We start from the raw sequence: 25,025 nt of genomic DNA, 5'->3' as shown, positions 1-25,025 counted from the left end.
CGCCACCGCGTACGCGTCGCTCAGCGTAGGGGAGCGTTGCTTTGGGTACGCGCCGGGCCATGAGAATCAGCGTGCTGGACGTGGGCTCGAACACCGTGCGGCTGGTGGTGGCGGACGCGGAGGACGGGGTGCCGCTGCCGGTGCACACGGCCAAGTGGCGGCTGCGGCTGTCCGAACAGGTCAGGCCGGGCGCACCCATTCCCGGGGAGGCCGTGGAACGGCTGGTGGCCGCGGTCGCCGCGGCGGCCCGCACCGCCGACCGGTGGGGTGCGGCGGGCCCGCTGGCCTTCGCGACCGCCGTAGTGCGCGCCGCCCCCAACCGGCCGGAGGTGCTGCGCGCGGTCCGGGCCCGTACCGGGGTGGCGCTGTGCACCCTGCCGGGCGAGGTCGAGGCCGAGCTGACCTTCCTCGGCGCCCGCCGCTGGATGGGCTGGCGGTCGGGGCCGCTCGCGCTGCTGGACATCGGCGGCGGCTCGTTCGAGGTGGCGTTCGGCCGGGGCCGGCTGCCGGACTTCGTGGCCTCGCTGCCGCTCGGGGCCGGCCGGCTGACCCACGACTTCTTCGCGGACCAGGACCCGCCGCCCCCGGAGCTCGTCCGGGCGATGCGGCGCAGGGTCCGCCACCAGCTCCGGGACGTGGCCGCCCGGATCCGCTGGGAGGGCCCGCGCACCGCGGTGGCCACCTCCCGTACGTTCCAGCAGCTCGGCCGGCTGTGCGGGGCCCTGCCCGGACGGCACGGCCCGTTCGTCGAACGCACCCTCCACTGCCGTGACCTGGGCGCTGCGGTCGACCGGCTGGCCGCGCTGCCCGCCGCCGAACGCGCCCGGCTGCCCGGCATCTCCGCGCCGCGCGCCGCGCAGAGCCTCGCCGGTGCGGTGGTGGGGCACACGGCGATGAAGCTGACCGGGCTGCGGACGGTCACGGTCTGCCCGTGGGCGATCCGCGAGGGCGTCATGCTGCGGCACATCGAGGAGGGCGCGGCCTGGTGGGCCGAGGTCACCCGGGTCGACGACGAGGAGGCCGGGCCCCCGGGGCGGGTGCCGCTGCGCGTCGCGCGACACTGAGACGACCCCGACGGCATGAGACGAGAGGAGTCAGCCATGTCCGAGGACCGCACACCCCCCGAGACCGCGCTGGAAGAGGTCCTGCGGGAGATAGAGGACGCCGAGGCCCGCGCCGACGACCCCGAGGACGAGCGGCGCCGCCGCCGGGGTGAGGCCGCCGAGGCCATCACCCCGAACCGAGAGGCCCAGGAGGAGTCCCGGGGCGACGACTGAGGGACGGATGGCCCGGCGCCACCGGGGTACCCGGCGCGCATGGCACACGAAGGTCCGCGGCTGCCGGCCGCCCGGGGACCGGTCTCGGCGGCCCTCATGGCGTACCTGCGGGACACGGGCCCGCTCCCGCCCGCCGGGACGGTCGCCTCCGCCGCCGCGTACGGCGACGACCTGCAGCTGGCGCTGTACCTCTGCTACGAGCTGCACTACCGGGGTTTCGCCGGTGTGGCCCCCGACCGTGAGTGGGACCCCGGCCTGCTGCGGGTCCGTGCCGCGCTGGAGCACCGCTTCCTTACCGCGCTGCGCGAGGACGCCCCCGCGCACGACACCGTGGACGACGCGCTCGCGGAGCTCCTCGTCGAGCCCGTGGACGGTTCGGGCGTGAGCCATTTCCTGGCCGCCGAGGGCGAGTGGTGGCAGCTGCGCGAGTACGCGGCACAGCGCTCCCTCTACCACCTCAAGGAGGCGGACCCGCACGCGTGGGTGCTGCCCCGGCTGTGGGGGCGGGCCAAGGCGGGGATGGCGGCGGTGGAGTTCGACGAGTTCGGCGGCGGCCGCCCCGACCGGGTCCACGCACGCCTGTTCGCGAACCTGATGGCGGACCTCGGCCTGGAGACCGCCTACGGCCACTATCTCGACGCCGCGTGCGCGCAGACCCTGGCCACGGTGAACCTGATGTCCCTGTTCGGTCTGCACCGCTCCCTGCGGGGCGCCCTGGTGGGCCACTTCGCCTCCGTCGAGATCACCTCCTCCCCCGGTTCCCGCCGCCTCGCCGAGGCGATGCGCCGCGCGGACGCCGGGCCCGCCGCCGCGTACTTCTACGACGAGCACGTGGAGGCCGACGCGGTCCATGAGCAGGTCGTGCGCCACGACGTCATCGGCGGGCTGCTCGCCGAGGAGCCGCACCTCGCCCCCGACGTGGCGTTCGGCATCGACGCCACGGGGCTGCTGGAGGACCGTCTCGGCGCCCACCTGCTCACCGCCTGGCGGGCGGGACGCTCGTCCCTGCGGACCTCGCTGCCCGAAAAGATCGGTATTTCGTGATTGGCGGGGTACTTGTGGGGCGTGCAACCACTGGTCCCACCGGGCGTGTACGCCCCTCAGGAGGACACCGCCCTGCTGGCGGGGGCGCTGTCCGAGGAACCGCTCACGCCGGGTTCGGACGTCCTCGATCTGGGGACGGGGACCGGTGCGCTGGCCCTGGAGGCGGCCCGGCGCGGCACACGGGTGACGGCGGTGGACGTGTCGTGGCGCGCCGTGTGGACCGCGCGCCTGAACGCCCGGCGGGAGCGGCTGCCGGTGCGGGTGCGGCGCGGGAACCTCTTCGACCCGGTGCGCGGACGGTCCTTCGACCTCATCCTGAGCAACCCGCCGTACGTGCCGGCGCCCGGCGGCGACCGGATGCCGTACGGCACGGCCCGGGCCTGGGACGCGGGCGGGGACGGCCGTCTGCTGCTGGACCGGATCTGCCGCGAGGCGCCCGGGCTGCTGCGGCCGGGCGGGGTGCTGCTGCTCGTCCACTCCGCGCTCAGCGATCCCGGGAGCACGCTGGCCTTCCTGCGCGCATCGGGTCTGAAGGCCTCGGTGACACGGCGGCGCCGCATCCCCTTCGGGCCGGTGCTGCGCGCCCGGGAGGCGTGGCTGCGGGGCCGGGGGCTGTTGTCCGCCCACGAGGAGAACGAGGAACTGGTGGTCGTCCGTGCCGAACTCCCCTGCTGACAGGCCCCGCCGGATCAGGGTCCGGCGCCGGGGGCCGCTGCTCGTCGAGGGCCCGGTGGAGGTGGAACTCGAGGACGGGACGACGGTCAGGTCCGACCGCTTCCAGGTCGCCCTGTGCACCTGCCGGCGCAGCCGCCGCTACCCCTGGTGCGACACGAGCCATCGGGACTCCCGCCCCAAGGCCCGAAAGCCTCGAAGCCCGGAAGACAATCGAAGCCCGGAAGACAAGTGATCCGCCTGAAATTCACCGGGACGAGTGAACTAGATCTTGCGTCCGGCCGCTCAGGGATGCTGTGGGCCCCGCCGGGGTAGCTACCGGCTCCGACAGCAGCACCTGCCGAGGTGGAACGAACATGACGCCACCGGCCAACCCGCACGCGCGTACTCGTGTCAGCGGCCCGTTCACCGTGGTGGAGGTGGCGGGCGAGATCGACCTGGCGACGGCGGGCCTCGTCGCCGACCATCTGGACGCGGCGACGTCCGTGCCGGCCCCGGACGTGCTGGTCGACCTGCGCGCTGTGGAGTTCTTCGACTGTTCGGGTCTGCGGGTGCTGTGCCGGGCCCAGGAGCGGGCGGTGCGGGCCGGCGGACGGCTGCGGGTCGTCAGCGACCAGCCGTACCTGCGCCGACTGCTCGGCGCGACGGGCTTGCTGGGCCGTTTTCCACCGCTCGACTCGATCCCCGACGGCGTCCCGGACCGTACCGAGTGACCCCGGGGGCCAGTGACCCCAGGGGCCAGTGACCCCAGGGGCCGGCGGGCGGCCCCACTCCGCCCGTCCGGCCCCTGGGTTGCGAGATCGCGGTCGCCCCGTGTCAGTGGCCCGTACTCCCCACGTCACAGGCCTGTCGCGGCGTCCACGGGAGTCACGCGATCCCGGTCTCAGAAGGTGAAGAGGCTGCTCCCGGCAGCGTTCTTCACGCACTCGTTGGCGAAGGTGCGCTCGAAGGAGACGCGCTTGCCCTGCCAGACACCGTCGACGGTGACGACGACGGGGTCGTACTGCTTGGTGCAGAAGGCGTCACCCGGGCCGGCCAGGGCGTCGAGGTCGCCTCCGGCGGCACGCAGTTCCGCACAGGCCAGGGCGGCCGCGGGATGGGTGCCGGAGGGACCGGGCGCACAGCTCAGGGTGACCGCCCGGGCGGCGCCCACGGTGGCGGCGCTCTCGCCGTGGCCCAGGGTGAGCACCAGGGCCGACGGGGCGTAGAGCGAGGCCGGTGCTGCGGCCGGGGCGGCGAGCGCGGCCCCGGTCAGGGGTGCGCAGACGGTGGCGGCCGTGAGGCCGAGGGTCGCCGCCCAGCGCGCGGTGTTCCGCATTGTGTGCATCCTTCCGCTCGATTCGGGGGTGTGCCGCGCCGGCACGATCGGAGCCGAACGCGGCGATCGCGAGTCTGCCGAGTCCGCCGCCGAATCTCACATCGACCCCACTGGTTTCAGTAACCTTGCGTATTGAATCAGTGGCGTGAAGTCACGGAGTTCGAACGTTCCAAGCCCGGAAGCAAGCGCTTCATGATCCCCTCCCTCGGCCAGATGGCCGGTTTTGATGGGTTCGTTAATCGGCCTGAAACATTCCGCTCCTGCCCTCTTTCCGCTCTCGGCTGACCCCTTCGCGACCCCTTGTGTTCATGGACCAGCGGAGTAATCGTCATTACATGATTACTTCGGAGCAGAGAGACAAGCTGAGGGGCTGGTTCGCCGGGCGGTTGCCCGACGACCTGTTCGAGGAACTCGTCGAGGTCGCGGTGGACCGCGAGGAGATCACCGTGATCGGTCGCGTACCCGCGCCGAAGCTGGCCGAGGACGCCCCGGCCGCCGAGCGGGAGGCGGCCGTCACCGCCCGGATCCAGGAGTTCCGGGAGCGCACCCGGGAGGCCCGGATGGCCGTGGCCCGGGACGCCGAGCACCGCTTCCGCCGGAAGGTGTCCTGGGGTGTGGTGTGCGACGGGCAGCGCGCGCTGTTCACCCACGTGGCCGCGCCGGTCATGACCCGGCTGCGGCAGCCCGAGCGCCAGGTGCTGGACACCCTGATCGCCGGCGGTGTGGCCCGCAGCCGCAGCGACGCCCTCGCCTGGTGCGTCCGGCTGGTCCAGCGGCACACCGACGACTGGCTCACGGAACTGCGGGAGTCCCTTGAGCACGTACAGCGGGTGCGAGCCCAAGGGCCGGACACGGACGCAGCGGCCCCACAGGATGATTCATCCACTCAGGACACGGAAGAAGGATGATCCGCCCACTGGTCGGGGTCTTGCCGCGCCCCGTACGGTCGGCAGACCCCGTCCCGGACGGCATCCGCCCGCGTCGCCCACCCCGCGGCAGCGACGGCGTCCGGTCCCCCGCCGCGCCACCCCGCGCTCCACCGTCGACCGCCCGCTGCTGGAGCCCCCGTGACCCCGCCGTCCCCCGAGAACTCCCCCGCCACGCCGCCTCCCTCCCTCACCGAGGTCGAGACCCACGGCGTGGACCGCATCCCCGACGCCGAGCGCACCGCGACACCGTTCGACCTGTTCCGGCTCGCCTTCGGCGGCGCGAACACCTTCTCCACCTGTGTCCTCGGCGCCTTCCCGATCCTCTTCGGCCTCTCCTTCTGGCAGGGCCTCGCCGCGACCCTCCTGGGCGTGGTCACCGGCGCGCTGATCCTGTGCCCGATGGCGGTGTTCGGCCCGGTCAACGGCACGAACAACGCGGTCTCCTCGTCCGCGCACCTGGGCGTGCACGGCCGCGTGGTCGGCTCCTTCCTGTCCCTGCTGACCGCGATCGCCTTCTTCTCGATCTCCGTGTGGAGCTCCGGCGACGCCCTGGTGGGCGGCGCGCACCGGCTCTTCGGCCTCTCCCGCAGCAACCTCACCTACGGGGTGGCGTACGCGCTGTTCGCGGGGCTGGTGCTCGCGGTGTGCGTGTACGGCTTCCGGTTCATGCTGTTCGTCAACAAGGTCGCGGTGACCTCGGCGACCGTGCTGTTCCTGCTCGGCGCGATCGCCTTCGCCGGAGACTTCGACGCCTCGTACGCCGGTGTCTTCACCGACTCCGCCGACGCGGCGACCCAGTCCCTGTTCTGGCCCTCCTTCATCGGCGCCGCGCTGATCGTGCTGTCCAACCCGGTGTCGTTCGGCGCGTTCCTGGGCGACTGGTCGCGCTACATCCCGGCGGCCACCCCGCGCCGCAGGGTGATCGGCGCCGCGTTCCTGTCCCAGCTGGCGACGCTGCTGCCGTTCGTCTTCGGTCTGGCGACGGCGAGCATCATCGCCGCCAAGGCCCCGGAGTACGTCGACCCGGCCGCCCCCGACTTCGTGGGCGGGCTGCTGGCGATCTCGCCGAGCTGGTTCTTCCTGCCGGTGTGCCTGCTGGCGCTGATCGGCGGCATGTCGACGGGCACGACCTCGCTCTACGGCACCGGCCTGGACTTCTCCTCGGTGTTCCCCCGCCTGTCGCGGGTGCAGGCGACGGTGCTGGTCGGTGTGCTGTCGATCGCGTTCATCTTCATCGGCCGGTTCGGCCTGGACCTGGTCCAGTCGATCTCCACCTTCGCCACGATGATCATCACCTGCACCACTCCGTGGATGGTCGTGATGATGCTCGGCTTCTACACCCGGCGCGGCTGGTACGACCCGGACGCCCTGCAGGTCTTCAACCGCCGTCAGCGCGGCGGCCGGTACTGGTTCGCGCACGGCTGGAACTGGCGGGGCATGACCGCCTGGTGGGTGTCGGCCCTGCTCGGTGTGCTGTTCACGAACATCCCGGGGCAGTTCGTCGGCCCGCTGGGCGATCTGGCGAACGGCATCGACATCAGCCTGCCGCTGTCCCTGGCCGTCGCCGCGGTGCTCTACCTCGCGCTGCTGCGGCTGTTCCCCGAGCCCAGGGCTGCGTACGGGCCCGAGGGGGCCCGGCTGGCCCGGACCGTGGAGGTGCCGGTTCCGCCGATCACCGGTCCGGGTGCGGACGTTGACGCGGGGGCGTTGTCAGACCCGGCGGCTACGTTGAAGGCATGACTCATTTCGTGCTGGTGGCGGGTGCCTGGCTGGGTGCGTGGGCGTGGGACGAGGTGGCGGCCGGGCTGCGCGCCGCCGGGCACGACGCCCACCCGCTCACCCTGACGGGACTCGCCGACAAGCGGGGGACCCCGGCGGGACAGCGGACGCACGTCCAGGACGTCGTCGACGAGGTCGAGCGGCTGGACCTGCGGGACGTCGTCCTGGTCGGGCACAGCTACTCCGGCGTCCCGGTCGGACAGGCGGCGGAGCGGATCGGCGACCGGCTGAGAAGGGTGGTGTACGTCGACGCGAACGTGCCCTTCGACGGGGAGTCCTTCCTGTCGGGCTGGCCCAGCGACCACGTCCGCGCGTCGATCGAGGAGCACGGCGGCTGGTGGCCGCCGCTCGACGCGGACGACTACGCGGGCCAGGGCATGACCGACGGGCAGATCGCCCGGATGCTGTCCGGGGGCACCCCGCACCCGGGCGCCTCGCTCACCGAGCCGGCGGTGCTGAAGGGTTCGCCGGGCGACCTGCCGTCGACGTACGTCAAGTGCCTGCTCGACGGGGACGCGCCGCCGCCCGCCGTGGCCGAGCTGCTCGAGCGCGGGAACTGGCAGCTGGTGGAACTGGACACCGGCCACTGGCCGATGTTCTCGCAGCCACGCGAACTGGCCAGGATCCTGCACGAGTCCGCCGCCGATCACTAGCCCTCTTCTTACTACCCGCCGGTATCGTCGCCGTGCACGCGGGCTCGACGACGAGAGGCGGTAGGGGCGGATGCCGAAGCACTGGGCTGACTTCCAGTACGAGATCTATCTGAACGGGATGACGGGGCAGGTCCCCCGTCTGCCCACCGACCTGTCCCGGCTGGAGGAGCTGACCGAGCGCCGGCTCGGGCCGGGTCCCGTGGGCTATGTGGCGGGCAGCGCGGGCGACGGGAGTACGGCGCGGGCGAACCGGGCGGCCCTGGAGCGCCGCCGGATCGTGCCGCGCATGCTGCGGGACGTGCACGAGCGGGACCTGTCGGTGGAGGTGCTGGGCCGCTCCCTGCCCGCACCGCTGGCCCTGGCGCCGGTCGGGGTGCTGTCGATCATGCATCCGGAGGCCGAGTCCGCGGCGGCCCGGGCGGCGGCCGCGCAGGGAGTGCCGTACATCCTGTCCTCCGCCTCGAGCACGCCGATCGAGCAGGTGGCCGAGGCGATGGGGGACGCGGAGCGCTGGTTCCAGCTGTACTGGTCCAAGGACCGCGAGGTGACCCGGAGTTTCCTGGACCGGGCGAGGGCGAGCGGCTTCACGGTGCTCGTCGTCACCCTCGACACCCCCCTCATGGCCTGGCGGCCGCGCGACCTCGACCAGGCGTATCTGCCGTTCCTGCACGGCGTGGGCACCGCCAACTACTTCTCGGACCCGGCCTTCCAGGCGGGCCTGGCGAAACCGGCGCACGAGGATCCGAACGCGGCGGTCCTGCATTTCATCAGCCTGTTCGCGGACCCCGGGAAGACCTGGCCGGACCTGGCGTTCCTGCGCGAGCACTGGGACGGCCCGATCGTCCTCAAGGGCATCCTGCACCCGGACGACGCCCGGCTCGCCGCCGACGCCGGGATGGACGGCGTGGTGGTCTCCAACCACGGCGGCCGGCAGGTGGCCGGTTCGGTCGCCGCCGCCGACGCGCTGCCCCGGGTCGCGCGGGCGGTCGGCGACCGGCTGACCGTCCTGTTCGACAGCGGCATCCGCACCGGCGACGACGTCTTCAAGGCCCTCGCCCTCGGTGCCGAGGCGGTCCTCCTGGGCCGCCCCTACGTCTACGGCCTCGGCCTGGACGGACAGCCCGGCGTCGAACACGTCATCCGCTGCCTCCTCGCCGAACTCGACCTCACCCTGGCCCTGTCGGGCCACGCCACCCCGAAGACCATCGCCCCGACGGACCTCACGGAGAACGCGGACTGAGCCTCGACGGTCGCGGCCACGCCTCCGCCCGAGGCAGCCGAACGCCGCGAGCGGCCCGAGCCCTACGGCGGACCGTCCACACCGACTCGCACCCCTCAGCCCGAGGCGACCGCCTCTGAAGCGGCCGAGCCCAGAAAACCCGCCGAGCCGCCCGCCGGGCCATCAGCTCCGGCCCGCTCGGCTCACCGGGCAAAGCGGCCGGACACGGGGCCGAGCCCGGAAAACCCGGCGCATCCGCCCCGGCCCCGAGCGACCTGGCGGCATCAGCCGCCCCCGGTCGCCGGGCGCCTGTCCGGCCCCGCCGGGCCATCAGCTCCGGCCCGCTCGGCTCACCGGGCAAAGCGGCCGGACACGGGGCCGAGCCCGGAAAACCCGGCGCATCCGCCCCGGCCCCGAGCGACCTGGCGGCATCAGCCGCCCCCGGTCGCCGGGCGCCTGTCCGGCCCCGGAGCGTCCCATCCGCGATCGTGGCTCAGACCGCCCCGCCCGGGAGGCGTGGCTCAGATCGCTTCCCGCCCACCGCCGTGGCTCAGGGCGTCCCACCCGCCGCCGTGACTCAGACCGTCCCGCCCGGAAGGTCCACCGGCTGGGCCGATGCGGGGGCGTCGGTGCCGGTGACCGCGAGGGAGCCCGGGGTGGCCGAGGTCGTGTCGGGGAGCCAGCGTTGGGCGGTGGAGTGGTCGCGCACCTTCACGACGACGTCGGCGCCCTGTTCCGTGCCGGCGGGGGCCAGGCCGAGGGCGTCGTCCCAGCGGGGCAGCAACTCGCCCTGGACGGTGAAGTCGTAGCGTACGTCGTCCGCGCGGGCGTTCCCGGCGTCCACACAGTCGCCGAGGATGACGACCCCGGCGTCGGCGTGGGAGTCCACGCACAGGTCGGGCCGGGCCGCGCTGCGCAGCTGGCCGTCCTCGGCGTACGACCACTGCTGGGTGGTCTGGGTCCCGCAGTCGGCGAGTTCGAGGACCGCGCCGGCCTTCGCCTCGCCCTGGATGTCCAGGCAGAGGTTCGCTTCGGCGTTGCGCAGCCTGGTCCGCTGGGGTGCGGTGGGGAGTTGGACGGTGCCGGGCGTGGTCGGCGAGGCGCCGGCGCTCGGCGAGTCGGGGCCGGGGGCGGTCCCGCTGGTGGAGGCGGCCGGGTCGGTGCCGCCGTCGTCCGCCCACATCCCGGCGGCGAGCAGGGTGGTCAGCAGACCGGCCGAGGCGAGGCCCACCCCGGTGAACAGGGCGCGCGGCGACTTCGCTCCCCCGGACGCGCGACGGCGCGGCGAGGGGATGCGCGAGAGCAGGTTGCCGCCGCGCGGACGTCCGCCCCGGTGCCGGGCGGAGCCCCGCAGCCGTACGGTCTGCTGCTTGGCGCGGCCGGGCCGCGAGTCGTGGTAGCGGCGGGCGCCCCAGCCGAGCACCGCCTCGGCGAGCAGGATGCCGAGCCCGCCCTCGAAGTGACCGAGCTGCTCGGCGGCGGCACGGCAGTAGCGGCACTCGTCGAGGTGCTTGCGCACGTCCGGCAGCAGATCGCCGCCCCGGCGGATGGGCACGTCGAGGAGGCGGTTGTAGAAGCGGCACTCCTTGCTCGGGGCGAGGTCCCGGTGCGCGCGGACCAGACCCTCGCGCATCTTGTCCCGGGCCTGTTCGTGAGCGCCGGAGACGGTCTCGGTGTCCATGCCGAGCAGCCCGGCGGCCACCGTGATCGACTCGGCCTCGACCTCCACGTGCCACAGGACGCAGCGGGCGACCGCGGGCAGGCTCTGGAAGGAGCGCTCGGCCAGCACCCGGTTCTCCGGGGTCATGGACTTCGCGGCCCGCATGCCCCGGGCCCCGGCCGGCTTCCTCAGCACCGGCAGGACCCCGGATATGTCCTCGTCCGCGGCCCACAGCCGGGCCATGTCCCGTACGGTCACCAGCAGTCGGGGGCGCAGCGCCGTGCCCGGCTCGCCCAGCTTCAGCCGGTCGAAGACCTGGTGGACGGCGGCCGCGGTGAGCATGTTCGCGACGCTCCCGGAGGAGGCGAGGCAGATCACCGCGTACTCGTGCACCGGCCGCCAGTGCCGGGCGATCAGGAGCGCGGTGGACTGGGCCACCTCGCTGTCCGTGCCGCCGCGAATCCCGGCGGCGAGGGACTCGTCGGACTCTCCGGGGCCACCGCCGGGCGGGGGGTAGGGAGGACGAGGGGGCTGGGGGGTGGGCACTGAGCGGTTCCTTTGGTACGTACCTGGTCGGCGCGACGGGGAGCGCGTGTCCGCCTCACAGACGCAACACAGGGACCCGGCCGTCACCCCCCGCTCGGAAGGTTCACCTTTGCACAACTAAGTCGTGCGCAACAAGGCGCGAGGACAACCTGCCCGTTGTTGAAAGAAAGTTGACAACAACCCCGGCCGAATGCCCCGCCGCACGCCTTTCGTCCGTTCTTGCGCCCCGTGTGAAACACACGCACACGCAGGAGTGTCACGCACCTTCCCGGGGTGTGCGGTGCGTAGTGGACTGGAACCGGCCACTTCCTCGGAGGCCCCGCGCAGGACGGCGGCTCTCCTGCGCGCAACGGCCGCCGGCCCTGTTCCTCCCGCCCTGGGCCGGCGGCCACAAACATGTCGTACGGCTATATCTGCCAGGACCTCAGCCGGTCCGCCGCGCCGTAGACGTCGGTCTTGCCGTCGATCAGGTCCCGGGCGAGGTCGACGAGCGCGCCGTAGGGCGGGTCGATGCCGACGCCGCTGACGAACATGTACGCCACCGCGGTGGCGCAGGCGAAGCGGGCGTTGGCCGAGGGCAGGGGCTTGAGCAGGGCGAGGGTGTGCAGCAGCGCGGCGGCCCGCCAGGCCGGGTCGGAGTCGACGCCGAGCCGGGGCGGGTCGACCCGGTGCCGGGCGACGGCCGCGACCAGCGCGGAGAAGTCGTTGACGGTGGGCTGGTCCGGCAGGACCTCTTCGTGGCGCTGGAGCAGCCAGGGCACGTCGATGTGGATGACGGGTGTCATCGGTCAGGCGACCCGCCCCTCGCCCTTGGCGGAGGGTTCGTCGTCGGGGAAGGCGGCGGCGAACTCGTCGGCATGCGACGCGAAGAAGGTCCGGAAGGCCTCCGCGCCCTCCTGCAGGGCCCGGTGCCGCGCGATGTCGGCGGCGGCCGCCTCCCGCACGAGTGCCTTCATCGACGTACCGCGTTCCTTGGCGATCTGCCGCAGGTCCTCCAGCTCGCGATCGCTGAACTCCACATTGAGGGCTGGCATGACCTCACGGTACCGCCCGGGTACTAACTCGTAAATATCCCCAGGTCAAGGGAGTGTCGAGCTGTGTCCGGGCGGTACCTCGGGGACGCGCTACCCCTGGTCCGCCACGAAGGACGCCAGCCGGGCCAGCGCGGCGTTCCAGTTGACCGCGGTCTCGTTGGTCGACCAGGACTGGATGTCGTCGATGTAGCAGAACTGTCCGACGCACCCCTGGAGCTTGCTCTGTGCGTAGGGGTCCTGGATGCTCGAGTTCGCCCCGCCCGCGAGGGTGCCCCGCGGCGGGTCCGGGAGGTTCGGGTCGAGCTGGTGGGCGTACCAACGGCTGTGCTGGTGGTGTGCGTTGTTCTCGCCGTAGCCGGTGACGTACGAGATGTTCAGCGCGTTGCGGCCGAGGGCGTAGTCCATGCTCTGGACGGCCCCGTCGCGGTACTTCGAGGCACCGGTGAGGTCGTAGGCGGTGGCGATGACGACCGCGTTGTTGAGGACCTGGTGGGTGGAGCCCCAGTCGTAGCGGTTGCCGTCGGGGGCGTAGGGCATGCCGTACGGCTGGGTCGCGAGGGTGGCGAGGTAGGTGTCCGCGCCCTTGACGACCGACGCGCGCACCTTGTCGCGGCCGGGCAGCTTGCTGGGCACGAGCGCGAGGTCGAGGCGGCCCGCGGCGGCGGTACGGGACCAGTCGAAGCCGTTGGGGACGAAGATGTCGGCCGTGTGGACCGGGGAGCCGAGCACGTGGTCCCTGAACTCCTTCTCGCCCGTGGTGAGATACAGCTCGGCGGCCGCCCAGTAGAACTCGTCGGTCGCGTTGTCGTCGTTGTAGGCGCCGCCGCCGTTGCCGTCATTGGGGTCGGCGTAGACGTCCGGGTGCGCGACCGCCGCCGCCCAGGCCTTGCGGGCGGCCGTGAGGGCCTTCGTCGCGAAGGCCTTGTCGTAGGGCCGGTAGAGGCGGGCCGCCTGGGCGGCCGTGGCGGCCAGGTTGAGGGTGGCGGTGGTGGTCGGCGGGTGCAGTTCGCGCTTCTGCGGGTCGTCGCTCGGGAGCAGCGGCAGGCCGGTCCACTGTTCGTCGTGGATCTTGTGGTGGGCCATGCCGGCGAGCGGCTGCCCGTCCGGGACCTGCATCTTCAGCAGGAAGTCCAGCTCCCAGCGGGCCTCGTCGAGGATGTCCGGCACCTTGTTCCCGCTCTCGGGCAGCGCGAGGGTGCCGTCGCCGAGCTTCGACGGGTCGCCGGTGCGGGCGAGGAGGGAGCGTTCGTAGGTGCTGAGCAGCTCCCAGGTGGCTATCCCGCCGTTGACGACGTACTTGCCATGGTCCCCGGCGTCGTACCAGCCGCCGGTGACGTCGAGGCGGTAGTCGCAGACACCCGGTTGGCAGGGGACGTCCGCGTCACCCCGGTTGGGCGCCACGCCCACATGGCCGGCCGCCCTGCCGTAGCCGGGCCGCAGGTCGTCCCGGATCGCGATGCCGCTGCGCTGGGTGTAGTAGTACTTCACCGCGTCCAGGCGCAGTTGCTCGTAGGCGGCCGTGCCGATGTCGAACGGGCGGCTGGTCTCGCCGTCGGCGACCAGCGTCAGGCCCGTACCGCGTGAGCGATAGGCGCCGAAGTCGATGGAGTGGACGTTCTGCCCGGAGGAGACGTCGAGGCCGCGCGGCACGGTCCAGCCGTGCGCGACCGTCGCCCCGGAGGCGTTCTTCAGCTGCCACGGCAGCTTCGAGGTCGCGTCGGTGACGAGGGTGGCGTTCTTCGGCCCGGCCGGCAGGTAGGCGACCTGGTTGACGCGTACGCGCGGCCCGGTGTCCGGCTCGTACGGCTCCGGGGGCACCCCGCCCAGCAGCGACACGTCGTCCAGGCAGAACCGCCAGGGATCCGCGCTGCCGCCGACCTGGAAGGCGACCTGCCCCTGGGTGGAGTCGACGGGTGAGGTGAAGGTGTAGGAGTACGAGTCGCCCGACTCGTCCAGGACCGGGGTCGCCTCGTACCAGGTGTCGTACGGCGCGACCCCGAGCCCCACGATCGCCCGCACCACATGTCCGTCGGGCACCCCGGAGGCGGAGAAGGAGAACCGGTACGACGATCCCTCGACGAGGGTGATCGCGTCCTGGCCGACGGCGGAGTCCCAGCGGTTCACGGTGCCGCCCGGCACGTCCGCGCACAGCCGTCCGTCGCTGAGGCCGGCGGTGACGTTGCTGGTCCACCACGGGTCGGCGGTGGTGTCGAAGCTGCCGTTCCTGACCTGCTCGACCTCGTCGGCCCCGGCCTGCTGGGCGGGCAGCGCGGTGAGCGCCGCGCCCAGCAGGGCCGTGAGGGACAGCAGGGCGGTTCTGCGTCGTTTCACGTCCAGGCTCCTCGGGGAGTTGCGGGACGCTCACCGTCGGCGCACATGGGAGCGCTCCCAGGGAGGGGTCGCAGGACATGCTTGTGGCAGTCATGACGCCCCGTCAACACCCCGGCCGCGGTCCGGACGGGACGGCCTCCCGTCCGGACCCGGCCCGGCTACGCCTCCAACCTGCTGATCCGCACCGCCCCTTGGACCTCCCCGGGCGCGCGGCTGGTCAGCGTCAGCCGTACCCGTGAGCCGCGTACGGCGTCGAACGTGATGACGGTCGGCGTGTCCGAGTCGGCGGCCCAGTCGACGGCCGTCCCGGTGACCGGCGTGTACCGCTCACCGTCCCCCACCGCGACCTCGACCGACGCGGGCAGGCTGTGGGTGGCGTCGACGGTGAAGGAGACCTCCACCCGGTCGAAGTCCCGGGTCCGCCCCCAGTCGACCGAGACCCAGTCCTCGGAGCGGGCCCCGCTGACGGCGGGCAGCAGGGCGGTGGCCGCCTTGACGAAGGCGTTGGACCAGCCGGTGGCCGGATCGCCGTCCAGCATCGCGGCGGGCAGTGTGTCCGTCCGCCCGGAGTAACCGGCGTCCGCGTAGGGATAGGTGGGCGGCGCCGGATGGTCGGGGGCGAAGTCGGCGGCGGGCGTGGTGGCCGCCGAGCGGGCGCGGGTGGTGCGTACGGTCGTGGTGCCCTTGCGCAGGCCCTCCACCCGCGCGGTCACCTTCAGGGTCCCCGGTTCGGTCCCCGAGCGGACGATGGCGAGTGCCTTGCCGTGGAAGGCGGTTCTGGTGCTCGCCTGATAGCGCTCGGCGCTCTCCTCCCGCCCGTTGTCGAGCCCGGCGAGGGAACCGCCGCTCACCTCGAAGGAGATGAGGTGTTCGGCGTCCGGGACGACGACCCCGTGCGCGTCGACGACGTCGGCGGTGACGAAGACCAGGGAACGGCCGTCCGCCCGAAGGGACGTACGGTCGGGGGTGAGGCGCACGGTGTGCGGGGCGCCGGCGGTGCGCAGGACGTCGGTGGCGACCGTCCTGCCGTGCCGGCGCGCCACCGCCTTCAACACCCCTGGTTCGTAGGCCACTTTCCAGGTCAGGTGCAGCTTGCCCGAGCTGCCGTTGGGGCTGGTGTAACTGCCCGGGTAGGGGCCGGAGGTGAAGGTCTTGTCGTCGCCGGTGGCCTCGGTGGTCTCCAGGTAGGCGCGTCCGTCGACGGTCGTCTTGGTGTCGAACTTCCGGGTGCCCAGGGACTTTCCGTTGAGGTACAGCTCGACGGTGTCGACGTTGGAGTACGCCCACACCTCGACCGTGTCGCCGTCCTCGTGGTTCCAGGTCATCGGCAGCAGATGGACCATGGGCTCGTCGGTCCACTGGCTCCGGAAGAGGTGGTACATGTCCTTCGGGAAGCCGGCCGTATCGACCGCGCCGAAGAAGGACGCCTTCACCGGGAAGACGTTGTAGGGCGTCGGCTCGCCGATGTAGTCGATGCCGGACCACAGGAACTGCCCGGCGAACCACTTGCGGTCCCGGTCCTTCTTGTGGCCGTACTCGCCGCTCATGGTCCAGGAGGCGAGGTTGTTGTCGTAGGACGAGACCTCGCGCCTGCCCGGGGTGTGGTTCTCCCCGGTGTTCAGTCGTTCGGGCTCCTGGTAGGTCCCGCGGGTGGAGGTCTCCGAGGAGGACTCCGACTCGAAGAGGAACAGGTGCGGGTACTTGGCGTGCAGGCCGTCCACCGACTTCGCGGTGTTGTAGTTGAGGCCGAGGCCGTCGAGCTTGGCGAGCATCAGATCGGCCGGGGACCCGGTGGCGGGCACGGAGTGGTACTTGTTGGAGCCGATGACGAGCGGACGGGTGTCGTCGGCCGCCTTGATCGCGGCGATGATCCGGTCGGCCATGGCGAGACCGGCGGTCTGGGTGGAGTCGGTGATCTCGTTGCCGATGGACCACAGGACGACGGCGGGCGAGTTGCGGGCGGCGAGGACCATCTCGGTGGCGTCCTTCTCGCACCACTCGTCGAAGAACCGGCCGTAGTCGTAGCGGGTCTTGCCGGTCTTCCAGCAGTCGAAGGCCTCCACCATCATCACGATGCCCAGCTCCTCGCAGACCCGGATCATCTCCGGCGAGGGCGGGTTGTGGGAGGTGCGGAAGGCGTTGACGCCCATCGACTTCATGATCGTCATCTGCCGGCGGATCGCGTCGGTGCTCACCGCCGCGCCGAGGGCTCCCAGGTCGTGGTGGAGGTCGACGCCCTTGATCTTGGCGTACCTGCCGTTGAGGAAGAAACCCTCGTCGGGGTCGAAGCGGAAGGTGCGGATGCCGAAGGGGGTGCGGTAGGTGTCGGTGCGTCTGCCGCCGATCCGGAGCTCGGTCTCCAGGGTGTAGCGGCGGGGTGCGGCGAAGTCCCACAACTGCGGTTCGCTGACGGCGAGTTCATGGGTCTCCGTGATCTGGTCCTGGACCGCGACCGTGGAGGTCGTACGGGCGACCGTGCGGCCGTTCGGGGCGACGATCCGGGAGACGACCTCCACGTCCGCGCCCGCGCCGGAGGCGTTCTCGACGGTGGTCGCCACCCGGACGAGGGCGTGGTCGGCGGTGACCTCCGGAGTGGTGACGCAGGTGCCCCAGCGGGCCACGCGCACCGGTTCCGTGACGACCAGGCGGGCCTCGCGGTAGATGCCGCTGCCGGAGTACCAGCGGCTGCTGGGCAGGCGGTTCTGGACCTTGACCGCGAGCACGTTCTCGGTGGTGCCGTCGGTGTGCAGCAGACCGGTCAGGTCGAGGGCGAAGCCGGTGTAGCCGTAGGGGTGGCGGCCGAGCTCGGTGCCGTTGCAGTAGACGGAGGAGTCCATGTAGACGCCGTCGAACTCGACCGAGATCCGTTTGCCGGCGTGGGCGGGCGACAGCGTGAAGGCGAGGCGGTACCAGCCGAGGCCGCCGGGGAAGAAGCCGGTGCCGCTGGTGGTGCCGTTCTGCGTGGTGGGGGTCTGTTCGATGCTCCAGTCGTGCGGGACCGCCACCTCGCGCCAGGCGGAGTCGTCGTAGCCGGGAGCGGCGGCGTCCGCGTACTGGCCCGTCGGGTCGGTGATGCCGCCCGGGTTGACCAGCGCGAAGCGCCAGCCGTCGCGCAGCGGGACCGTGTGGCGGCCCGCGGCGCCCGCGACGGCTTCCGCGGCCTCGGTCGGGCTGCCGAGGAGCGCTCCGGCGGCCGGGCCGGCCGCGGAGGCGATCAAGACGGATCTGCGAGTGACTGTCACTGGCGGCTCTCCCTCTCAGGACCCAGAAGTACTCACAACTCATCTCACAACTGATCGTTACCAAACAGAATCTGACGACGTGCCACTCCTGCCCGTCAAGGGGCCGGAGGCGTCCTTCCACCTCACGGATGACCAGGGGCATCATCGGGCCAGTTCGGCCGGATTCGCCCCTTGACCTCGGCCGGAAGGCGTCCGCGCGCCGCCCTGAGGGGGTTCCCGTCCGCGCGCGAGCGGGACGGACTAGGCTGGAACGGATATGGCGCGCCTGTTCACTGTGAGTGTCCGCGATGGAGTGGCGACGATGAGCCCGGAGTATCCGTTCGACGAGGCCGCGACGGCCCGGGTGGTCGTCGACGACACCGGCACGGTCGTCGGATGGAACGAGGGGGCGCGGTTCCTCCTCGGCTGGGATCCGGCCGAGGTCGTGGGGCGGTCCGCCGGTGCGCTGCTGGCCGAGGGGGCTCTTCCGGTGCCCTCCGGCCCCCGCTGGGACGGAACGCTCACTTTGCGCCACCGGGACGGCCGGCCCGTACGGATCTGGCTGCTCGCCCACCGCCGCCCGCCCCGGGACGACGCACCGGCCACCTGGCTCGTCGTGACCCCGCTCGCCGGCGAAGGGCCCCGCTCCCCCGACGACCCGCTGGCCACGGCGGCGCTGATCCAGTCGCCGTGCGCGGTCGCGGTCTACGACGAGCGGCTGCGACTGGCCCGGATCAACGACGCGATGGCCGAGGTCATCGGGCTGCCCGAGGAGCGCATCCAGGGGCTCAGGCTCTCGGAGATCGGCGGCCGGCCGCAGAGCGCGGAGCTGGAGGGGCACATGCTCCGGGTGTTCGCCAGCGGGCGGGCGGAGGACATCCAGACCTACACGCGCACCGGCGGCGAGGACCACGCGCACGCGTGGCTGGCGCGGTTCGCGCCGGTCACCGACGCCGAGGGCCGGGTGCGGGGCGTGTGCCTGGCCGCGCACGACTTCACCGAGAACTACCTCGCCCGCGAGCGGCTGCAGCTGGTCAACGAGGCGAGCGTGCGGATCGGCAGCACCCTCGACGTCACCCGGACCGCCCAGGAGCTGGCCGAGGTCTGTGTGCCCGCGCTCGCCGACTTCGTCAGCGTCGACCTGCTGGACCCGCAGGACGGCGGGGACCCGCCGACCCGGTTCGCCGCCCCGCTGGGCCTGCGCCGCGCCGCCCACCACTCGATCAACCCCGGCAACCCGATGGCCGTGGCCAAACCGGGCGAGGTACAGCACTATCCGAAGGGCTCGCCGCAGGCCGACTCGCTGGTGGCGGGCCGCACCATCGTCGCGTCCGTGGCCGACGTCAACGCCTGGCTGGCCTGGGACACCCTGCGCGCTGAGCGGGTGCGCGAGTTCGGCATCCACTCCACGATGTCCGTGCCGATCCGGGCCCGGGGCGCGACCCTCGGGGTCGCGGTCCTCACCCGGTACCGGCGGCCGGACCCCTTCACCCCGGACGACGTGCTGCTCGCCGAGGAGATCACCGCCCGGGCCGCCGTCTGCATCGACAACGCCCGCCGGTACTCCCGCGAGCGCGACACGGCCCTCGCCCTGCAGCGCAGCCTGCTCCCGCGCACCCTGCCCGACACCGCCGCCGTGGACGCCGCGTCCCGCTATCTGCCGGCCGCCCGCGCCGGGGTGGGCGGCGACTGGTTCGACGTGATCCCGCTGTCCGGGATGCGGGTCGCCATGGTCGTCGGGGACGTGGTCGGACAGGGCATCCAGGCCTCGGCCACCATGGGCCGGCTGCGCACCGCCGTCCGCACCCTCGCCGACATCGACCTGGCCCCCGACGAACTGCTCACCCACCTCGACGACCTCGTCGTACGCCTGTCGGAGGAGGCCGGGAGCGAGGGCAGCCCCGGAGAGGTCGGCGCGACCTGCCTCTACGCGGTGTACGACCCGGTGTCCCGGCGCTGCACCCTCGCCCGGGCCGGGCATCCGCCACCGCTGCTGATGCGGCCGGGCGCGGTGCCGAGCCGCGTGGACCTGCCCGCCGGGCCCGCACTGGGCGTCGGCGGGCTGCCGTTCGAGTCGGCCGAGCTGGAGCTCGCCGAGGGCAGTGTGCTCGCCTTCTACACGGACGGCCTGGTCGAGTCCCGCGAGCGGGACCCGGACACGGGCCTCCGGCTGCTGAGCGAGGCCCTCGCCGGGTACGCGGACTCCCTGGACGAGACCTGCGACCGGGTGCTGAACGCGCTACTGCCGGCCGGTGGCGTCGCCGACGACGTGGCGCTGCTGCTGGCGCGCACCCGGGGTCTGCCCGCCGCACAGGTCGCGACCTGGGACATCCCCGCCGATCCGGCGCTGGTCGCGCCGATCCGCAAGCAGGTCGTCGACCAGCTCGGCCGGTGGGAGCTGAGCGAGGCGTCGTTCACGACCGAGCTGGTGGTGAGCGAGCTGGTCACCAACGCCATCCGGTACGGCTCCCACCCCATCCGGCTCCGGCTGATCCACGACGCGGCGACACTGATCTGCGAGGTGTCCGACACCAGCCACACCGCGCCGCATCTGCGCCGGGCGAAGACCTGGGACGAGGGCGGCCGCGGGCTGCTGCTGGTGGCCCAGCTCACCCAGCGCTGGGGCAGCCGGCACACCGCCGAAGGCAAGACGATCTGGGCGGAGCTGGGGCTCCTCGAGGAGGAGTGAGACGCCCTCCGGGGCATCGGGGTCTTTGAGTGCGCATTACCCGGCCGTGCTTTCATGTACGGTCCACCGATCCACCCGCACCGGAGTACCACCCTGAACGCCCCGCTCGCCGAAACCCTGTCCGTCACGCTGCTCGTCGCCTCGCTGGCCTGGGCGGTGCTACGCCCGGCGGGGCGGTCGGAGGCCGTCGTCGCCGTCCCCGCCGCGGCCGCGGCGATCGCGCTGGGGGCGATCTCACCGGAGCACGCGCTCGCCGAGGCCGAGCGTCTCGGACCGGTCGTCGGTTTCCTCGCGGCGGTCCTGGTCCTGGCGCACCTGTGCGACGTCGAGGGGCTGTTCACGGCGTGCGGGGCGTGGCTGGCCCGCCGCGCGGCGGGCCGGCCACGGCGGCTGCTCACCGGGGTGTTCGTGCTGGCCTCGGTCATCACGGCCGTGCTCAGTCTGGACGCGACGGTGGTGCTGCTGACGCCGGTGGTGTTCGCCACCGCCGCCCGGATGGGGGTGCGCGCGAAACCGCACGTCTACGCCTGTGCGCACCTGTCGAACACGGCCTCGCTGCTGCTTCCGGTGTCCAACCTCACCAACCTGCTGGCGTTCACCGCGAGCGGGCTGAGCTTCACGCGCTTCGCGGCGCTGATGGCGCTGCCGTGGCTGGTCGCCGTGGGGCTCGAGTACGCGGTCTTCCGGCGCTTCTTCGCCACCGAACTGCCCGCCGGGCTTCCCACCGCCCCGTCCGCCGGGCTTCCCGCCGAGCCCGCACCCGATGACGGCCCCGCGCCGGAGCTGCCGCTGTTCGCGCTGGTCACGGTGGCGTGCACGCTCGCCGGGTTCGTGGTGGCCTCGGCGCTCGGGGTCGAACCGGCGTGGGCGGCGCTCGCGGGCGCGCTGGTGATGGCGGTGCGGGCGCTGACGCGGCGGCGGGTGAGGCCGGTGGCGGTGGTGCGGGCCGCGGCGCCCGGGTTCCTGGCGTTCGTGCTCGCCCTCGGGATCGTCGTCCGGGCGGTCGTCGACAATGGGCTCTCCGACGCGCTGCGGCACGTCCTGCCCGACGGCTCCGGACTGCTCGCCCTGCTCGGGATCGCCGCGCTGGCCGCCGTCCTCGCCAACCTGATCAACAACCTGCCCGCGGTGCTGGTCCTGGTCCCGCTGGCCGCCCCGGCCGGGACCGGGGCCGTCCTCGCGGTGCTCCTCGGGGTGAACATCGGGCCGAACCTGACGTACGCCGGCTCGCTGGCGACACTGCTGTGGCGGCGGGTGGTGCGGGAGCGCGAGGAGCACGTCGGCGTCGGGGAGTTCACCCGCCTGGGCCTGCTCACGGTGCCGGCCACGCTGGGTGCGGCGGTCGTGGCGCTGTGGGCGTCGCTCCAGGTGGTGTGACCCGGGGGCCGGCGGCCTGGTCGGTCAGCGGCGTCCGCCGTCGGAGCCGTAGCCGCCGTTTCCGCCGCCGCCGTAGCCGGAACCGCCGTAGCCCCATCCGGAGCCGTTGGACGAGTCCGAGTCGCCGTCCCAGGTGCAGTAGTACCAGGAGTAGTACGAGCAGGAGGTACGGCCCGAGGTGCCGGAGGAGGAGCTGCTCTGCGGCTTCGGGCTCGTCGAGGAGGTGGCGGACGGTGCGGGGTCGGGCGTCTCGGTCTTCGCCGACTTGGTGGTGGGCGTCGGCGCCGGGGTGCCGGACGGGGTGCTGTCGGCGCCCCAGTTGACGAACTCCATCTGCGGGTCGGGCTGCGAGGTGTCGATCACCCAGCGCTGGGTGGTGCCGTTCGCCCGGTTCTTCAGGACCAGGGCTCCCGAGCCGTCGGTGGCGGCGGGGGCGAGGGCCAGGTTCTGGTCCGAGCGCGGGACGAGCGTGCCCTGGAGGGTGAAGTCGTACCGGATGTTCTTCGCGGCCGCCGCGGAGGACCCCGTGCACAGGCCCAGCCGCACCGAGTAGCCGAGGTGGGAGTCGAGGCACAGGTCGGGGTTGGCGGTGCTGCGCAGCAGCCCGTCGGTCTCGTACGTCCACTGCTGGCCGGCGTCGGACGAGCAGGTGGCGAGCTCGGTCTCGGCGCCCTTGACGGCCTTGTCGTCGGCGACGCCGATGCACAGCCCGGAGGCGACGTTGTGCAGCCGGCCGCGCAGGGTGCCCTGGGTCGCCTCGTCGGCGATCCAGGACGGGCTGTCGGTGGCCGTGTCGGTGCCCGCGGAGGGGATCTTCGCCGACTCGTCCACGGTCGAGCCGGCCCCGCCGTCGGAGCCGAGGGCGGCCCACACCACGAGCGGCAGGACGACCATTCCGCTGACCGTGAGGACGGCGGCGGTGAGATTGCGGCGGCGGGCGCGGCGGGCGGCCTTGCGGTCCGAACGGCGGGAGGCGGGACGGGTGTCGCGGCGAACGGGTACGAGGCTTCCCGTACCGGTGGCGGTAGGGGTGGGGGACGAGGTCTCGGGTAGGGCGGGCCCACTCGCCGCGGGGGCCGCACCGGGCCCGCCGGACGCACCGGACGCACCGGGGGCGCCGAACGACTCGTCGGCGAAGGCCTCGCCTGCGGCGTCCGGGGTGCGCCGCCGGTCCGGGGCCGGGGTGCGCTCACGGCCGTCGGCGGTCGCCCTGCCCTCCAGGTAGGCGCCGGCCGCCCAGCCCAGGATGCCCTCGGCCAGGGCGACGCCCAGCAGGCCCTCGAACTGCAGCAGCTGGTCGGCGGTGTACGCGCAGTGCCGGCACCGTTCCGTGTGGGCGCGCAGGTCGGCGTCGACGTCGAGGCCGCCGCGCCGGCAGGTGACGTCCATCAGCCGGTGGTAGCGGTGGCACTCGTCGTCGGTGGCCTGTTCGCGGTGGACCTGGAGGACCTCCTCGCGCAGCCGCTCGCGGGAGCGGCGCAGCTCGACGCGGGCGCCCTCCTCGTCGAGGCCGAGCAGCCCGGCCGGGATCGCGAGGGGTTCGGCCTCGGCCTCGGTGTGCCACAGCAGGCAGCGGGCCGACTGGGGCAGCCGCTGGAAGGCGCGGGCCAGCATGCGGCGGTTGGGTGGCGGGAGCAGCCGGGCGGCCACGGGCGCGCCGTCGGCGTCCTGGACGCGCAGATCGGGGTGGAGCAGGTCACGGCGGCCGTCGGAGTCCCACTCGGCGGCGATCCGGCGGACGGTGGCCAGCAGATGGGGGCGCCATGCGGCGGTCGGCCCGTCCTGGTGCTGGGTCGCGCCGAACAGCCGGGTGAAGGCGGCCGTGGTGAGCATGCCGGCCGCGCGTTCGCCGTCGGTGCACAGTCGTGCATAGGCGAATGCCGCCTCCCAGTGCCGGTCCAGCAGTTCGCCGACGGGGTGGAGCGCGGGCGCCTCCCCCGTCCACTGCGTCAGTTCGGCGCTCAGTTGTTCGTCCGTCGCGTCGAGGCGGCGAGCCGAAGGGGAATTCGACAGGCCTGCGTCATTCAAGGCTGCATTCCTCCTGGAGGCACGTCCCGGGGGAGATGGACATGCGGCAATAGGCAGGGTTCGGCACCTGTGTGAGGTCAGCAGGGGGTGGCTCTTTTGAAGCGTGGGGGGTGCGACGGAACACAGGGGCCTCGCGCGCACAGAGGAGAAAACGTTGTCCGTGCGCCGACAAGGCACACCTTTGCACAGCCGGACCAGGAGGAACAAGAGATCTCGCGGTTTCGTGCACGGTGTGTGGGAATCAAGGATTTGACGAAACGTCAATGCGGACCGCCTTTAGGGACGGTCACTGTATTGGTGTCCCTTTCGGGAGGGTAATTGCCGCGCGCATTCCGTCCCGGTACGCGCCCGGCGGTCTCCCGTAGCGGGCGCGGAACACGCGGGTGAAGTGGAAGGGGCTCGCGAAACCCGAGGCCGCCGCGACGCGCGCCACGGACAGATCGGTGCCCTCCAGCAGCCGGGCGGCATGCCGCAGCCGCGCCTCACGCAGGGCCCGCATCGGGGACTGGCCGACCTGCTCCGCGAAGAGGTGGGCGAAGCGCGAAGGGGACAGCGCGACCTGCGCGGCGAGCGAGTCGACGGTGTGCGGGGCGCCGGGGTCGGCGGCGACGATCGCCTGCGCACGCCGGACGCGGTCGTCGAGACCGGGCGGCGGCACGGGCGGCGGCACGGGCGGGCGGGCGCCGGCCGTGGTGAGCAGGACCGCCTCCTCCAGTGCGCACAGGGCGAGTTCACGGGCGGCGGTGCCGTGCGCCACGACGATGGCGGAGCGGCCCGGCAGCTCCCCTTCCCCGGTCCACCGGGCGTCGGCGTACATGCGCCGGAAGGCTCCCTCGACCCGCTCGTGCAGGGCCGCGGGGACGGGGGTGACGGCGTACAGGCCGTCGTCCTCGCCGCCGTACGGGCGCAGCCAGGGGGTCCAGGACGGGCGGGCCTGGCAGTGGGCCCACCAGAACCGCCAGTGCGCGGCGCCGGGTTCGACGGTGTAGGTGTGCGGGACGCCCGGCGCGAGGACGACCAGGTCCCCGGCGCCGACCCGGGCCTCGCTGCCGCCCTGGCTCAGCCGCCCCCGTCCGCCCGTCGTCCAGGTGAACAGCCAACTGTCCGATCCCTGGGGCCGGTTGACGCCGTATCCGGCGCCCTCGTCGAAGTGACCGACCACCACCAGCCCCGGTGGCGGGGACGGGTCGCCGGGCCCGGCAGGGGCGGGCAGGTCGTCAGCACGCATGGGCATCCTCCGGTGGGCCG

20 protein-coding genes are annotated in these 25,025 nt (G+C 72.9%); 12 read left to right on the top strand and 8 right to left on the bottom strand.

The features are described from left to right. Window positions 1-59: 59 nt before the first annotated feature. From ACIRF9_RS10390 to ACIRF9_RS10365, 6 genes are all read left to right on the top strand, one after another. Window positions 60-1,064: a Ppx/GppA family phosphatase gene (locus ACIRF9_RS10390; RefSeq protein ID WP_403818909.1), complete on the top strand. Its 1,005-nt coding sequence runs from the start codon at window positions 60-62 to the stop codon at window positions 1,062-1,064. A gap of 36 nt (window positions 1,065-1,100) precedes the next feature. After that, the gene (locus tag ACIRF9_RS10385; RefSeq protein WP_403818907.1) at window positions 1,101-1,277 is read left to right on the top strand and encodes a hypothetical protein; all 177 of its coding nucleotides are present in this window, start codon (window positions 1,101-1,103) and stop codon (window positions 1,275-1,277) included. Between the two features lie 39 nt (window positions 1,278-1,316). Next, window positions 1,317-2,321, top strand: a complete 1,005-nt coding sequence (locus ACIRF9_RS10380; protein ID WP_403818905.1) for an iron-containing redox enzyme family protein — start codon at window positions 1,317-1,319, stop codon at window positions 2,319-2,321. 12 nt (window positions 2,322-2,333) lie between these two features. Next, window positions 2,334-2,996 (top strand): HemK2/MTQ2 family protein methyltransferase, encoded by a 663-nt coding sequence (locus ACIRF9_RS10375; RefSeq protein WP_403819039.1) that lies wholly within the window; start codon window positions 2,334-2,336, stop codon window positions 2,994-2,996. Continuing rightward, entirely contained in the window at window positions 2,977-3,228 is a 252-nt protein-coding gene (locus ACIRF9_RS10370; RefSeq protein ID WP_403818903.1) for a CDGSH iron-sulfur domain-containing protein, read from the top strand. The genes ACIRF9_RS10375 and ACIRF9_RS10370 overlap by 20 nt, the downstream gene beginning before the upstream one ends. Before the next feature lie 121 nt (window positions 3,229-3,349). Further along, entirely contained in the window at window positions 3,350-3,706 is a 357-nt protein-coding gene (locus ACIRF9_RS10365; protein ID WP_403818901.1) for an STAS domain-containing protein, read from the top strand. Between the two features lie 170 nt (window positions 3,707-3,876). Here ACIRF9_RS10365 and ACIRF9_RS10360 read toward each other — a convergent pair whose 3' ends face one another. Next, window positions 3,877-4,311 carry a protease inhibitor gene (locus ACIRF9_RS10360; protein WP_403818899.1) on the bottom strand — a complete coding sequence of 145 codons (435 nt, stop codon included), beginning with the start codon at window positions 4,309-4,311 and terminating at the stop codon, window positions 3,877-3,879. 335 nt (window positions 4,312-4,646) lie between these two features. Here ACIRF9_RS10360 and ACIRF9_RS10355 point away from each other — a divergent pair, with 335 nt between their 5' ends. From ACIRF9_RS10355 to ACIRF9_RS10340, 4 genes are all read left to right on the top strand, one after another. Then, the gene (locus ACIRF9_RS10355; RefSeq protein ID WP_403818897.1) at window positions 4,647-5,219 is read left to right on the top strand and encodes a hypothetical protein; all 573 of its coding nucleotides are present in this window, start codon (window positions 4,647-4,649) and stop codon (window positions 5,217-5,219) included. A 159-nt stretch (window positions 5,220-5,378) separates the two neighbouring features. Then, a complete protein-coding gene (locus ACIRF9_RS10350; RefSeq protein ID WP_403818895.1) occupies window positions 5,379-6,980 on the top strand; it encodes a purine-cytosine permease family protein in 1,602 nt (533 codons plus the stop codon). After that, a complete protein-coding gene (locus ACIRF9_RS10345) occupies window positions 6,977-7,672 on the top strand; it encodes an alpha/beta fold hydrolase (protein WP_403818893.1) in 696 nt (231 codons plus the stop codon). Before ACIRF9_RS10350 ends, ACIRF9_RS10345 begins: the two co-directional genes overlap by 4 nt. A 70-nt stretch (window positions 7,673-7,742) precedes the next feature. Then, window positions 7,743-8,912, top strand: coding sequence for a lactate 2-monooxygenase (locus ACIRF9_RS10340; RefSeq protein WP_403818891.1), 1,170 nt, complete (start codon window positions 7,743-7,745; stop codon window positions 8,910-8,912). A gap of 556 nt (window positions 8,913-9,468) precedes the next feature. On the opposite strand, the gene ACIRF9_RS10335 is transcribed toward ACIRF9_RS10340, so the two are convergent. The 5 genes from ACIRF9_RS10335 to ACIRF9_RS10315 form a co-directional block, all read right to left on the bottom strand. Next, window positions 9,469-11,097 carry an RICIN domain-containing protein gene (locus ACIRF9_RS10335; RefSeq protein WP_403818889.1) on the bottom strand — a complete coding sequence of 543 codons (1,629 nt, stop codon included), beginning with the start codon at window positions 11,095-11,097 and terminating at the stop codon, window positions 9,469-9,471. 407 nt (window positions 11,098-11,504) lie between these two features. Then, window positions 11,505-11,882, bottom strand: a complete 378-nt coding sequence (locus tag ACIRF9_RS10330) for a hypothetical protein (RefSeq protein ID WP_055631619.1) — start codon at window positions 11,880-11,882, stop codon at window positions 11,505-11,507. Between the two features lie 3 nt (window positions 11,883-11,885). Continuing rightward, window positions 11,886-12,131 carry a hypothetical protein gene (locus ACIRF9_RS10325; RefSeq protein WP_390656572.1) on the bottom strand — a complete coding sequence of 82 codons (246 nt, stop codon included), beginning with the start codon at window positions 12,129-12,131 and terminating at the stop codon, window positions 11,886-11,888. Between the two features lie 90 nt (window positions 12,132-12,221). Beyond that, window positions 12,222-14,462, bottom strand: a complete 2,241-nt coding sequence (locus ACIRF9_RS10320) for a glycoside hydrolase family 9 protein (RefSeq protein ID WP_403818887.1) — start codon at window positions 14,460-14,462, stop codon at window positions 12,222-12,224. 158 nt (window positions 14,463-14,620) lie between these two features. Continuing rightward, on the bottom strand, window positions 14,621-17,704 hold the full coding sequence (locus ACIRF9_RS10315) for a glycoside hydrolase family 2 TIM barrel-domain containing protein (RefSeq protein WP_403818885.1): 3,084 nt from the start codon (window positions 17,702-17,704) through the stop codon (window positions 14,621-14,623). 301 nt (window positions 17,705-18,005) lie between these two features. On the opposite strand from ACIRF9_RS10315, the gene ACIRF9_RS10310 reads away from it, so the two are divergent. Next, entirely contained in the window at window positions 18,006-20,372 is a 2,367-nt protein-coding gene (locus ACIRF9_RS10310) for a SpoIIE family protein phosphatase (RefSeq protein WP_403818883.1), read from the top strand. Between the two features lie 54 nt (window positions 20,373-20,426). After that, a complete protein-coding gene (locus ACIRF9_RS10305) occupies window positions 20,427-21,749 on the top strand; it encodes an SLC13 family permease (RefSeq protein WP_403818881.1) in 1,323 nt (440 codons plus the stop codon). A 24-nt stretch (window positions 21,750-21,773) separates the two neighbouring features. Here ACIRF9_RS10305 and ACIRF9_RS10300 read toward each other — a convergent pair whose 3' ends face one another. Together ACIRF9_RS10300 and ACIRF9_RS10295 are read right to left on the bottom strand one after the other, a co-directional pair. Further along, on the bottom strand, window positions 21,774-23,777 hold the full coding sequence (locus ACIRF9_RS10300) for a ricin-type beta-trefoil lectin domain protein (RefSeq protein ID WP_403818879.1): 2,004 nt from the start codon (window positions 23,775-23,777) through the stop codon (window positions 21,774-21,776). A gap of 286 nt (window positions 23,778-24,063) precedes the next feature. Beyond that, window positions 24,064-25,005, bottom strand: coding sequence for a helix-turn-helix domain-containing protein (locus ACIRF9_RS10295; protein ID WP_403818877.1), 942 nt, complete (start codon window positions 25,003-25,005; stop codon window positions 24,064-24,066). Between the last annotated feature and the right edge of the window lie 20 nt (window positions 25,006-25,025).

Origin of the sequence: Streptomyces sp. NPDC096132 (assembly GCF_044763345.1) — a bacterium.
Lineage (GTDB): Bacteria > Actinomycetota > Actinomycetes > Streptomycetales > Streptomycetaceae > Streptomyces.
The sequence above is the reverse complement of the archived record's forward strand: the minus strand, read 5'-3'. Positions and strand labels throughout refer to the sequence as shown.